This is a genomic window from Ectothiorhodospira shaposhnikovii, assembly GCF_016584105.1.
GTDB lineage: Bacteria > Pseudomonadota > Gammaproteobacteria > Ectothiorhodospirales > Ectothiorhodospiraceae > Ectothiorhodospira > Ectothiorhodospira shaposhnikovii.
Genome location: NZ_NRSM01000011.1, coordinates 76,880 through 89,466 on the forward strand (window position 1 = coordinate 76,880; position 12,587 = coordinate 89,466).

The following is a 12,587-nucleotide window of genomic DNA, read 5'->3' on the forward strand; positions in this document are numbered from 1 at the left end:
AAGTTCCACCGGGCGGTCGGCCAGGCCATCGAGGCGCGAGAGCAGCGATTCCAGCAGCTCGCGCAGCCCCGGACCGCTTTCCTCTGCCCGCAGGGGTATCGCGGGAGCGGTGCGGGCCGGAGCAATCAACCGTTCGGAAGGCACCGTCTCGGTGAGTCCGGATTGCAGGGGCTTCGCTATCGGAGTCGGCGCGGTTGTCTTGGGCCGCTCGATCCCGGCCGGAGCCAGAGAGGCACTTCCGATTTCCGGTGCCGGTTCCACCGCAAAGGGCTGGATGTAGCTCTTACTTACCGGCTCAACGGCTGCCGCGACGGTCTGCACGGTGCCGTTCATCTGTTGCGGATGCGGCGCGGCCGTGGCCATGACCGGCTGGAGCATCAGCATGGCGCTCAGAGCCTTGGGCACCAGGCGCTCGTCCAGACGCGGCATGAGACTGAGCACGCTTTCGATGATGCGTTGCCCAATCGATTCGGCGGGCGGCGTAGCTCCGAGCGGTTGTTTCTGCTCGGCCACCTGCGGAATCGGGGTCTGGACTCCCAGCATGGCGCGAGCGGAGGAGAGCAAACCGTTGGCGATCCCGGTGCTGCGATTCTTGAGTGCCTGGATGCCCGCGCTCGCGCCGCTGGAAAGCCTTTGCCAGAGGGTTTGCCCCTCGGTACCGGCGCTGGCAAAGATTCGACCGACAGCCCCGGGGACGGCAGACAGCGTGGCAACGATCCGGTCGCGGAGATTGACGGCTCCTGTGGCCAGCGCGTCCCAGGCATTGACCTGGGGCGGCGTGAGCGCCAGTTCGGGCGTGTTGCCAAACAGGGATTGTTTGAGACCGCCGAAGATGGCACCGGCCTTGGCCGCGACGGTTTGAGCGCCGGAGGTCAACCCATCCCAGAGTTTTCCGGCCATCCGGAAGGGAGCCGAGGCGGCGTCCATGAGGTTTCCGCCTGCCGTTTTGATCTGCTGCCAGGCTCCCGCAGCGGCCGAGAGAATCCCGCGAGCGGCGAAACCGAACACTTTCGCGGGCAGTGTCTGGGTAAGGCTCATGCCGTCGGCGAGGGTCTTGAGCAGCGCGGAACCGGAGGCGGTCAGGCTGGCGAGTGGTCCCTCGCGGGCATCGGAGAACGGCAGCAGATTGCGCAGCTTGCCGAGGGCGTTCTTGAGCATGGTGAATGGATAGGTCACCGCCGACCAGATCCCTTCTCCCAGGGTGATCAGTAGCTTCTTGCCCGCCTCGAAGAAGGTGGTATCCCCGGCGAAGAAGGAGCGCACGGTGGCGAACATCTCCCGCAGGGTGCTGATGATCGGCAGATTCAGAATCGCCTGGCCGATCTGTCCGGCGGCGTCGGCCACCAGGCGGCCGATGGAGGTGAAGATCCCGGAAATGAAATTCCAGACACCGACCACCACATCCCGCGCCCAGCGGAACGGGGTGGCGAGAAAATCGTAGACCGCGCCGCCAATGGCCTTGAGACCGTCCAGCAGGGAAATGTCGCCGGTCAGCACTTGCCAGACCGCATAGACGATCTTCCCGGCGGCCACGAAGGCCTCGCCGATCATGCGCACGGGCAACAGGAACTTATAGATGAACTTGGTCGCTCCGACCAGGGACCCGACGATGGCCTTGCCGACCCAGACCACGCTGCGCACCACCACCGCCAGGGCTCGGACGATGAGCGACAGGTTCCAGGCCACGATCTTCAGCGCGAATGCCAGCCCCTGCAGAAGCACACCGGCGACGGTGCCGATAACCGTGCCGAAGGTGCGCCAGGACGACCCGTCGGTGGCGCTGGCGGCCACACCGAAGATCTCCACCACCGAAAAGACCGCGCTGGCCAGCGCCGCGTATGCGCTCATCAGGGTGCGGACGGTCGGTTCGAGGATGGCGCGGATGCGGCCAAAGGCATGGGAAAACGCGCCCCACAATCCGGCCAAGGCTTCGCGAACGCGATAATAGGCTTTGAAGACGGTGACCACGAAGCCCAGCAGTCCGGCGGATTCGAGCTTCTGGGCCAGTTCGGCCGACATCTGTCCGACACCGCCGCTGAGCGAGCCCACAAGCTCCCTGATCCCCCGGAAGACCAGCGAGACCTTGTTCCAGGCCCCGGTGATGACATCCTGGATGCCGCCGAAGTTGGTTTCCCAGGCGCGTTTTAGCAAATACACCGAGAGGATCACGCCAGCGATAATCGCGGTGACGGGCAGAATATAGGTCGCGACCGCCGAACCCACTCCGGCGAGCGCGGCGCTGATGGCCACGAACCCGGCCTTGATGGCGGGCAGCATGAGTCCCACCATGCCTACGGCGGCGGTGACGGCTCCGGCCACGACCAGAATGGTGCCGAGGGCCATGGACAGCCCCAGGACCACCCGGGTCACGCCCGGCATCGATTTAGCCATGCGTTGCAGGAACAGAATGAAGCGGGAGACGCCGTTGATCACCGGCGTGACCACCGGCAACAAGGTGCGACCCAGAATTTCGCTGAGGTTGGCCATCTGCTGGCGCAGGAGCAGAAACCGGGCTCCGATGTCCTGGTTCATGGCGGCGGCCATCTGTTCGGTGACCGCCGTGCCTGTTTTCATGGCCCGGCCCACCGACTGGATATTGCCTTCGAGGCTCTCCATGCCCGCCGACATCTGCAGCAGGAACTTGACCGCCTCGTCGGAGCCGAAGGCCTTCTTCAGCTTCACCTGGGCGGCGGCGTTGGAGAGATCGGGAAACTGGCGCTTGATCTCCTGCAGGATGGGAACCACGCCCTTGAGACGGCCGCTGGTGTCGGTGAAGGACAGGCCAAGCTCGTCACCGGCCTCGGCCGCCTTCATGATGAACGCCTTGTACAGCGTGCCCGCCTCGGAGCCGGGCATGGTGGTCTGGAGCTGGCCGAGTACGGCGAGCTGCTCGTTCAGCGGAATATTGCTCGCGGCCGCCACCGCGCCGATGTTCTTGATGGCGTCGGCCATCTGGGTGCCGTTGGTCTTGAACGAGGCCACGGTCTGCGCCATGGCTCCGGAAAAGGCGGTCGCCCATTCCATGTCGTTCATGTCGGCCATGATGGGCTTGAAGATCCCGTAGGCCGTGGTGAAGGTGCCGACCATCTCCTGGGTGGTGGCCTTGGTCGCCTTGGCGGTCATGGCGGCCATGGAGGTGAAGACGCCCACCGCCTCGTCGCTGAGGTTGGACAGGGCCGATTTCACGTCGTAGGTGGCGGTGATGAACGCCGCCTTGTCAGCACCGGACCACTGGTTGGTGAAGGATTCTGCGGCGTCCTCGATGGCCCGGAGGTCCTGCACGCCAAGGGACGCCAGCTCTCCCAGGGCCTTCTGGGTCGCGGCGGTGGAAGCGACCAGGGCGGCGGGCACCGCCATCAGGGCCAGTCCCGCCCCCAGCATCATGGTGCCTTGCTGGATGCGGTCCAGGTTGCGGGTCATTCGCTCACTGGCATCCGCCACGGTGGAATCGAGGTCCATCATGGAGCCACGGATGCGCTGCGCGTTCTGCGAGAACGCATCCTTCATCGATACCACTATGCCCAGTCCGAGATCGCCGTTCATCTATCGCCGTTCCGTTTGCTCACGTTCAAAATCAAGCTGCCGCTCGAGGGCCTCGACGAACTGACGCCGGACCCTGAGCGGCAGCGAGCGGGTTTCCGACCAGCCCCAGTGCAGTCCGCCGTAAGCGAGAAAAAATGCGTCGCTTACAAGCGAACTCCGGGGAACAAAAAAGCCGGTTCGGCCTCCAGGCGGGTGCGGATCTTGGTGCCGCAGCCATCGCATTCGGTTTCGACCGAGGTGTCGATTCCCGCGTCGACCCGCGACATCTCCTGCCGCAGCGCGTTGCGGTCGCGCATCGACATCTCCGCCAGGCTCTTCTTGGAGGGAGCCTTGCCGTCGATGTCGAGGATACGTATGAGCATGGCCGAGCTGATATTGGGCTCGCGCAGGCTGGCCAGTCGCTTTTCCTTGTGGCCATCGAGATATCCGAAGCGCACGGTTTTCTTCGAGCCGGGCAGCTTGAAGGAGAACTCCCGCTCCTCGCCGTAGGGGGTGACCTTGAGATCCTCGAGATTGATGGTCACAAAGTTGGTCATGCGGCAGGCGCTGTTCGGGCAGCTCAGCTCCAGCTCCACCTCGTCCCCCAGGGAAATCTGGCGCAGGCGGACCAGGGCGAACAGCCGGTCACCCGAGAGCAGGTTCATCACCTCGGCGAGATCGGGATCGGTCTTCTCGCCCAGCCGGACGAAACAGTTGCGGAGCACCTGGTTGATCGCCTCTCCGGAACGGATCAGGCGCTGGTTGGTGAGCAGTTCTTCCTCGGTCCCGGTCATTTCCCGAAGCTCGAGTTCAGTGCCGCTTGGCAGTTCAAAGCTGTACATGGTCGATCCTCCGGTTTAGGTCCAGTATTGGAAGCAGATGGTGAGCTTCTCGATGGTGTTCTCGGTGTTGCCGCCTTCGAGCTCGTCGTATTCGAGCGCCTTCACCCAGGCCCCGTGCAGGGTCCAGCGGCGGGTCTCGTTGCCGGTGCGGTCGTAGCGGACAACGTCGATGTCGCGCATGTAGTCGGCCGGAAGGCCGCCGGTGACGGCGTTCACGTCCACCTGTTTCTTGATCCATTCACGGGCCGCCTCGTCGGAGCCGTCCTGCAGGGTGCCTTTCTCGAGGGTGATGTCCTCGAACTTGACCCGCCCCGCCACCTTTTGGTCGAACATCGAACCGGCCGGGGCAAAGGCCACTTCCTCGAATTCGGTTTTGGGCTCCTGTCCCTTGTGGAACAGGGCCACGTCGAAGCCGTTTACCTCGATGGCGAACTGCCAGTTCTGGTAAAGGCTCTTGGGCATGTTTCCGCTTCTCATAGCCGTGTTCTCCCGTTAGATGATTTCTTTGAAGTCCGCGCCGGTGCTGGTCAGGATGAAGTTCAGCTCGATGAACTCCGCCGTCTTGGTCGGCTTGACGAACACGCGGGCCACCATTTCGTTGCGGTCGATGACCGCCGGGGTGTTGGTCTCCTCGTCGCACTGGAAGGCGAAGTCGTAGAGGCCGCCCTTGTCCTTGATGTCCTGCAGGAAGGGATTGATCAGGCGACCGAGGGCACGCCAGGTCTGGGGATGGTTCGGCTCGAACACCACGAAGCGGGAGGATTCCGAGATGGCTTCCTCCATGAACATCATCAGGCGGCGCACGTTGATGCGGTCCACGGCCGAGGGCTGGCTTTGCAGTGTCTTCTGGCCCCAGATGTTGATGCCGGTGTCGGGGAACACGGCGATGACGTTGATCCCCTCCGGATAGAGCACATCGCGCTCGCCACGGCTGGTCTTGTAGGCCAGGGAGAGCGTGTTGAAGATGCGGCCACGGTCGATACCGGCGGGCGCGTTCCAGACGTTGGTCTTCTGGTCGCTGCGGGCGATGCATCCCGCCACCGCGCCGCAGGGCGGCACCAGCTTCTTGCGCGAGTTGACCGGATCGCTGATCTCCAGCCATGGGTAGTAGAGCGCCGCGTAGGAGGAGTTGAAGGCCGCGTGGCTGTACATCCCTTGTCCCTTGCGGAAGTCGACCGCTTCGAGCGGCTCCAGGTGCATGGGCGTGTCGGCGATGAACAGCAGATCCTTGCGCCCCTCGGCATAGGCGATTCCGGCGTTGATCACCGGCACTGTGGTGACGCCGGGGACCATCAGCAGGTTCAGGGCGTCGATCTCGTCAAAGCCATAGAGGCCGGTATGCTGCGAGGGATCGCCGATGAAGTCCGCATCGGCCAGATCGGTCAGACCATTGTCGCCGCCGCTGAGCGTGAACACGCCCAATGCCGGACGGTCGCTGGGCGTTCCCATTGCTGCGGCCAGATCCTGGACCAAGATGAAATCCGAGCGGTCGTTGATCGCCAGCTCCACATGGTTCGGCAGCGTCTCGTCCATGCTCAGATCCTTGAACACCTCGACCACATCGCCTTTGTGCCGGACCACCAGGTTGAAATGGTTGGCCGGATCGAGAGAACCGTCCTCGATGGAGATGGAGAGTCGGTCGCCCCAGACGCCTTCGTTCACGGCCTCGATCCGCAGGGCGTCGGCGGGCGTCGCCTCCCGGTTCTGCAGGACGATGGAAGACTTGAGCGCCGTCAGCGTGTCCCGGTCGGTGGGATCGGTGAGATGGGCAATGCGGATGACATAGAGGACCGAGCCGCCGTTGTCGAAAAATGCCCGGGCGGCGTAGGCCAGATAGCTCTCATTGATGTAGGAGCCGAAACGGTTGATGAACTGCTCCCAGCTCGTCACCAGTATGGGCTTGTTGATGGGGCCTTTCTCGGCCACCCCGACCATGGCGGCCGACGAAGTCGAGATCTGCTTCACATAGAAACTGAAGTCCGTTTCCCGGGTGTAAATCCCGGGCGATAGATAGGTCGGCATGGTTATTTCCTCCGCTTGCTGGTGGTCTTGGCCTCATCGGCTGCGGCGTCATCGGTTGCCGTGGGCTTTTCCGGTTCCGGTTCCGCGCCGCCGGTCAGGTCGGTGATGCGCACCAGGCCGCGTTTCCCGGCGGTCTTGATCTCGGCGGAGAGGTCCTTGCGGGCGATGCTCTTGCGTTCTCGCGGCCCGAGGTGAAGGGTTCCCTGGCCGGAGAGGTTGAACGTCAGGGGTTGGAACTGCAGGTTTCTGATCTCGATCACGGTTGTTCTCCTTTACGGTTGAATGGTTCGTTGCTCTGTCACGTCGCCGTGAAACTGGAAGGTCCGGTCCCGGATCAGCCGACCGTCGCGCAGGTCGCCGTCGTACACCGGGCAGGATTCGATGCGGATGCGTCCGGAGCTTTGCCGGAGGTTGGAGAGGTTCACCCGGGCCAGGCCGCCCAGAGGAACCAGTTCGGTAAGATTCAGGCTGCCCTGGTCGGCGATGGCGATCTCCGGGTAAAGCTGGAGGAACCGCGACACCGATTCGTGAAAACCAAGCAGTTCGGCCTCCCGGTCCACGGTCACCACCAGGTCGAAATCGAGGTGATAGAGACGGGGAAACCGGCACTCCTCGAAACTCAGCTCCGCGACATTCTTCTCGAACAGGCGGCTCTGGCTGCGGCGGAAACGGTCTTCCGCCAGCTTCGGCCCCTGGAGGATGACGCTGGGGGTACGCTGGACCTCGAACAGGTCATCCGGGAACACCAGCACGGTGTCCGGGTGGATGGCCTGTTTGGCCAGGCGGATCAGGATTTCTGTGACGGTCTGTATCGTGCTCAAGGGACGCCTCCGTTTTCTGCCTGGTTACTTACCGGAAGCGCTGGCGATGTGTCGGAGGCTCAAAGCGCGGAGCGGATCGCCTCGCGATAGTTCTGGAGGATCTGCTCGCGGTACTTATCCATCACCGGATGCAGAAAGGGTCTGGCGGGGATGATGATGGTCGCGCCGTTCGGATGTTTGATGGTGGCCCCGTACTCCATGACGGCACCGATGTTCACCATGTCTTCCCCGTCCTTGTTGACGGTGCCGCGCAGCAGGCCGACGAACGCCTTGTCGGCCATGATCTTCTGGGTGATGGCGTTGATGAGAAAGCCGGTGTCGATGAGCGCCTTGCTGGAACCTTTGCGCTCGATGGTGCTTGCGGCGAGTTTCACGAAGGCCTGTCCGCCCGGGGCCTGGGAGCGAATCCCCCGCTGGATCTCGCGCACCAGAAAAAGGGCGTTGCGGATCGTGGCCTGTCGCAGGGCCGTGGCCAGACGTGGCCCCATGCCGGTGGTCAGCTTGGCGCGGGCCTTGTCCCAGTCACCGGTCCGCCTAACGCCCATTGAGCTTCACCAATTGCAGGTTCTTGTGAGTGACGGTGCCGAAGAAGTGTTCTTCTTCCACACTCTGTATGCGATAGGTTTCCCTGTCTGCGGCCAGGCGGTCTTCACCCCGGACATCGGCATTCGGAAGGACACAGGCGAGCGCGTCAATCTTGCCGCTCAACTCCTCCGGCGGGGTTTCGTTCAGTTCGAGGGGGATGACGGAGATTTCCGTGTATTCGGCATCGTCGGTGCCGTAGAGCCGCTCGCCGGGAACCACCCGCAGGACGCGTGCGGTCTGGCCCGAGGAGAGGATCAGCCGGGCGACGTCGGCCACGGCTTCAGCGCGTTCCCGGTCATTCAACAACATCGAGGTCTATCCCTTGTTCGTAGATGACCGGAGTGAGTCCGCTCGGGGTCAGGATGTAGGATTCAGGATCAACCTGCGCGGTAGGTAACAGTTCGGCGATGCGTTGCCGGTAGTCCGCGAGCAGATCGGCCTCGAGCTTGGCCCAGTGGCCGGGCTGGCCGGTTTTGTCCACCCGCTTGTCGCCGCTGGAAAAGGAAAAGGCGTTGGCGGTGGCCGAGCGCATAACCTGGCACGCGTGGATCTGCGCCATGATCACCAGGAGCTCGCGAACCTCTCCGGACGGCTCTGGGGTAATCTCTCCGGCCGTGACCGTCAGCGATTGGTCGAGATCGCGCCCAAGCCGGAAAACGGCCTTCCGGACGCATCTCTCCAGAGTCTGGTCCTCGAAGAGAGATGAGCCCGGGTCGGACAGGTCGAGCCGCAGGTCAGCGATCAGGTCACTCAGCAGCACCTTGCAGGCCCTCCAGACGGCTCTTGAGCGCGTCGATCACCGTGCGGCGTTTTTCGGTTTCCATGTAGCCCTTGAGGGTCTCCGGATTGGCCTCCTCGTTGACCTTGGAGATGGCGTCGGTGGCGGAGAGCTTGCTCAGGTCCACCGGTTCCGCGTCTTGGTCTGGCTCTGGAGGGGCGAGCGGTTCCTGCTTCGGTTTGTCGGCCATGGCCAGGCGGCCGTTCTTGAGCGCCGCCTGGATCTGCTTGGTGAGGCGTTCCACCTCGACTACCTGGCCGGGCTTGAGTTTCAGCCCGGCGTCGGGGATCACCAGAACGCCGGGACGGATGTTCTTGATTCGATTCATCTCACGTCACCTCCTGGATTACGGAACCAGTTTGACCTTGGCCATGATGTCAGGGCGGGTAATGCCCTGGCCGATTTCGGACCACACCAGCCAGCCGGTCTTGAAGCGGGTCTTCTGATCGATGGACTCCGTCTTCAGGTTTTCGCGCACCGGCATCTTTCCGACCTCTTCATCCGGGACGATGATGATCTCGTCCAGCGGCATGGAGGCGGTCAGCAGAATGCCGCCGGTGCCGTAGTTCTTGATGACACCCTTCTGGCGCAGCTCGAGCTTGGTCTGGGGATCGAGGTTCCAGCCGCGCATGTCGTTGAACCGGCGGCCGCGCATGACGATGTACTTCACCGACAGCTCCAGGTCCTCGATGATCGAGATGGCCTCGTTCAGCGCCTCCTCGGTGAGCAAGTCGCCAGTGACCTCGATGGTGTTGGTCGCCGGGATGGCCGAGGAGAGCACCGAGATGGTGCGGCGGTCCATCTCCTTGCGGATGGCGTCGGCGGCGCTGGTCTGGATGTCCATCAGCGTGCCGATGTTGCCGTTCTTGAGGACGGAAACGTCCACCATCGGATTGGAGTGAATGCGGTTGGTGGGGAACTCGACCTCGTCCTTGCCCACCTCCTGCTCCTGTGCGTCGCCGTCCTTGCTGATCCAGTGAGCCTTGACGGTCGGTTTCTTCTGGTAGACCGGACGTTCGCCCTTGGGCAGCGTGTGCTTGGTGAGCAGCAGCGAGGAAATCTCCTTGCGCTTGATCTCCTGTTCGATGGGCGCGGCAATGGCGGCGGCAAGTGCCCGCATGCCTTCGGGCGACTCGAGAGCCTCGCTCATGAGCCGCGCCATGGTTTCCATGTACTCCTGGGAGTGGATCTTCAACTGATTGGTTTTCATGTGCGTTGGCTCCTTGGGTTAGACGAGCAGGCGGAATTTGAGGACGCCGCTCTGTACGGAAATGGCGTGGGCGACCACATGCTCTCCGGCCGCGACGCCGTTGGTCAGGCGACCGCCCGCCGAAACTTTCAGGTCGTCTCCGGCGACGACGGTCCCTTCGAAGGAGTCGGTCTCGTAGACGCCGCCGTCGCAGTAGATGCCGGGCATTTCGCCACCGGCGTAGTCCTTGATCAGGATGCCGAAGGAGCGCTTGGTGGGATCGGTGTTGACGGCGAACAGGTCGTCGCCGACCACGCGGACCACCTGGCCGAGCTGGCCGTCGCCCTGGATGTGGCCGTCGCCATAGGCGAGGCTGCGGTGACACGGATTGATGAATGACATGGTGTTTCCTCCTTATGCGTTGATTTGCGAGTGTTCGGGAGAGTCCTCGCCGACACGGTTGCGGTAAGCGGCCATGAACCCGTCGCGCAGACGGTCCTCGAGCGACACCTTGCGGTCGTCCACATCGTGGGGCCGGACACCGGCGTCGCTGCGCAGCGGGGTTTCCGTCGATGCCTTGGCGGCAGGCTTGCCGCCCTGATCGCTGTCGGCGGTTTTCTCTTCCTTCTCCTTGTCCGCCTTGGCCGACTTGGGCAGGCGCTCGTAAGCGGCCTCGGTGGCGGCGAAGGCTTCGTCGGAGAGTTCGACCAGGCGTTTCAGCTCGGCTTCCCGGTCCTCATCGGAAGCGAAGGAGAGCCCTTGCTTCTCCAGTCGGGTGAGCAGCTTCTTGGCGCGGGAGCGGCAAGCGGCCGCCTTTTGTTCGGCTTCCAGTTCCTGGACGCGTTTCTGCAGCTCGGCGACCTGGGCCTTGAGCTGCCGGTTTTCCTTTTCCAGGTCGGTAACGCGGGCAGGATCGCCTTCTTGCTGGGACGGTTTCTTCTTGGCCGCTTCGACGGCCTGGTCATCGGTGGGTTTGGTATTGTCTTCCATCGTGGAATCTCCTTCGGGTTGGGATTGGTCGGGCTGGCTCTGAAGGGACGCCACCTGCAGAATCCTGGCGTTCTCGTCCGCGCCTTTGCGGTCGAGCAGTCCCAGTCCGGTGAAAGTGACGCCGTGCAGAATCTCGAAAACGGGTTGGCCATTGAAATCACGGCCCTTGAATTTGCGCAGGTGGGTGCAGTAGTCGGCCTTATTCTGGAAGCGCTTGTGGCAGACCGAGCATTCGCCCTCCTGGTAGTCGCACTCCATGGAGACCTGGGAGATGATCCCGCGCTTCATCAGCTTGTAGGCCAGCCGGGCGGCCGGTGTGTCGTGGACGTACAGCTCGCCGACGCATTCCACGCGGCCGCCGTTGTCGTCCTCCAGGTAGTCGGCGGCGACGATGCCGCCCACGATGTCGTTGAACTCCTGCGAATGCTGCAGATCGACCTTCTTGTTCACGGCCGTCATGTGCCGACCGGACAACTCCTCGGCGGTGAAGTGGTCGCCGTTCTTGTTGGTGCCGGTGCGACAGAGCACGAAGCTGAATTGGGGGTCGCCCGCCGAGCCGACATCCATGGCCTCGGTCGTGAGGCGTTCGCCTTCGCCCAACCGGATGTCCACGGGGATGCTGGTGTGGAAGTTCGCGGCGGCGGCCATCGGAACGGGTTTCTCCTCCCGCTCGGCGCTGGCCTTGGCCCCGGGGGCGCAGACGAACAATCGCTCCTTGGCGTTGGAAGCCTCGCCGTGCTTGGAGGTGATGGCGTAGTGGTGATCCTTGGACTTCATCCGGCTCTGTTTGCCGAATGAGCCGATGATCCGCTTCATCTCCTGCTCGTTGGGATAGGCGTGATCGCGGTAGGAAATCAGCCAGTGCGGAATGTGCTTGGCATTGCCGAGAAAGGTCTGGAAGAACTCGCTGGCGTTGGCCTTGGTGACGGTCTTGTGGTCGGTCTCGTAATACTTGACCTTGGTGTCGGCCTTGATTTCGAGCCCTTCCCAATAGGTCATGAGCCCTTCCACGAAGTGGTAGGCCCGCTCGTAGTTGGTAGTCGAAAACTCGGTGGCGTAGGGCGGATCGAAGTAGGCCAGATCCGCCTTGGCTTTCGGCAGCAGGTCGTTGATGTCCTGCCGGTGGGCCTTGTTCTCCTTGTCGTTGTCGAAGACCAGGGCGTTGATGCGCTGCAGGTTCTTGCGCAGACGATCCTTGAATTCGTCTGGGGTGTCCTGGCGGCGGCCATAGTCGGTGGACGACGAGAAGTGGCCGAAGCCGCCCTTGCCGCTCATGCAGGTCTTGCCGAGGCCGAACAGGGCGATGTCTTTCTTGAAGCCGGAGAGCTTGTCGCAGTTGGCGCGGATGGTGTCGATCAGCGCATGGACGCCCTTGGCGAAGAAGATGCCCTTGAAGTTGTCCTGAACGAAGCTGCCCGCCTTGGCGTTGTCGGCCAGGAGTGCCTCGATCTCGTCCTCGCTCAGGCGAACCGAGTTGTTCTCGATGATCGCCTTGGCGGCATGGTGGCAGTAGCGGAGCCGGTCGTTGGCGATGACCTGGAGGCCCTTGGTCTTGTACATGTAGGCCACGACCGCAGACCCCGAAAAGGCATCCAGCACCGTGCCAGTGCCTTCCGGGGTATGCTTCCAGATCCAGTCGACGAGCTTCTGCTTACTGCCGATGTAGTTGGTGATGTACTTGGGGCGCTTCTCGGGAGGGAGCTCTTCAGGAGCTGACTGTTCGGCGGCCTCGGACCCGAGCGCATCGGGATCGAGAGTCAGCGCCGCATCGGCCTCCAGTAGAAACGCCAGCCTTTCCAGGTCTGTGGCGAACAGTTCCATCAACGTCTCCGGTCAGT

The 12,587-nt window shown here is 62.9% G+C and carries 12 protein-coding genes and 1 pseudogene; all 13 read right to left on the minus strand.

The window, feature by feature from the left end; translation table 11 throughout:
- Window positions 1-2,670 precede the first annotated feature (2,670 nt).
- Window positions 2,671-3,543: pseudogene (locus CKO35_RS18445) on the minus strand (phage tail tape measure protein); the annotation flags it as partial.
- Window positions 3,544-3,686: 143 nt separating this feature from the next.
- The gene (locus tag CKO35_RS08175) at window positions 3,687-4,364 is read right to left on the minus strand and encodes a T4 family baseplate hub assembly chaperone (protein ID WP_020886731.1); all 678 of its coding nucleotides are present in this window, start codon (window positions 4,362-4,364) and stop codon (window positions 3,687-3,689) included.
- Window positions 4,365-4,379: 15 nt separating this feature from the next.
- Window positions 4,380-4,826, minus strand: coding sequence for a phage tail protein (locus tag CKO35_RS08180; protein WP_227501130.1), 447 nt, complete (start codon window positions 4,824-4,826; stop codon window positions 4,380-4,382).
- 30 nt (window positions 4,827-4,856) lie between these two features.
- Window positions 4,857-6,386 carry a phage tail sheath C-terminal domain-containing protein gene (locus tag CKO35_RS08185; protein WP_200174547.1) on the minus strand — a complete coding sequence of 510 codons (1,530 nt, stop codon included), beginning with the start codon at window positions 6,384-6,386 and terminating at the stop codon, window positions 4,857-4,859.
- Between the two features lie 2 nt (window positions 6,387-6,388).
- A complete protein-coding gene (locus CKO35_RS08190) occupies window positions 6,389-6,646 on the minus strand; it encodes a hypothetical protein (protein ID WP_028577512.1) in 258 nt (85 codons plus the stop codon).
- Window positions 6,647-6,658: 12 nt separating this feature from the next.
- Window positions 6,659-7,207 carry a hypothetical protein gene (locus CKO35_RS08195; protein WP_039644722.1) on the minus strand — a complete coding sequence of 183 codons (549 nt, stop codon included), beginning with the start codon at window positions 7,205-7,207 and terminating at the stop codon, window positions 6,659-6,661.
- A 59-nt stretch (window positions 7,208-7,266) separates the two neighbouring features.
- The gene (locus CKO35_RS08200) at window positions 7,267-7,752 is read right to left on the minus strand and encodes a phage virion morphogenesis protein (protein ID WP_200174549.1); all 486 of its coding nucleotides are present in this window, start codon (window positions 7,750-7,752) and stop codon (window positions 7,267-7,269) included.
- Entirely contained in the window at window positions 7,742-8,101 is a 360-nt protein-coding gene (locus tag CKO35_RS08205) for a hypothetical protein (protein WP_200174551.1), read from the minus strand. The genes CKO35_RS08200 and CKO35_RS08205 overlap by 11 nt, the downstream gene beginning before the upstream one ends.
- Window positions 8,088-8,552, minus strand: coding sequence for a hypothetical protein (locus CKO35_RS08210; RefSeq protein WP_200174553.1), 465 nt, complete (start codon window positions 8,550-8,552; stop codon window positions 8,088-8,090). Before CKO35_RS08210 ends, CKO35_RS08205 begins: the two co-directional genes overlap by 14 nt.
- Complete coding sequence (locus CKO35_RS08215) at window positions 8,539-8,898, minus strand: hypothetical protein (protein WP_011366970.1); 360 nt, start codon at window positions 8,896-8,898, stop codon at window positions 8,539-8,541. Before CKO35_RS08215 ends, CKO35_RS08210 begins: the two co-directional genes overlap by 14 nt.
- Before the next feature lie 18 nt (window positions 8,899-8,916).
- Window positions 8,917-9,780: an HK97-fold major capsid protein gene (locus tag CKO35_RS08220; protein ID WP_011366969.1), complete on the minus strand. Its 864-nt coding sequence runs from the start codon at window positions 9,778-9,780 to the stop codon at window positions 8,917-8,919.
- A gap of 18 nt (window positions 9,781-9,798) precedes the next feature.
- The gene (locus CKO35_RS08225) at window positions 9,799-10,161 is read right to left on the minus strand and encodes a hypothetical protein (protein ID WP_200174554.1); all 363 of its coding nucleotides are present in this window, start codon (window positions 10,159-10,161) and stop codon (window positions 9,799-9,801) included.
- A 12-nt stretch (window positions 10,162-10,173) separates the two neighbouring features.
- Window positions 10,174-12,570, minus strand: a complete 2,397-nt coding sequence (locus CKO35_RS08230; RefSeq protein ID WP_200174556.1) for a DNA adenine methylase — start codon at window positions 12,568-12,570, stop codon at window positions 10,174-10,176.
- Window positions 12,571-12,587 lie beyond the last annotated feature (17 nt).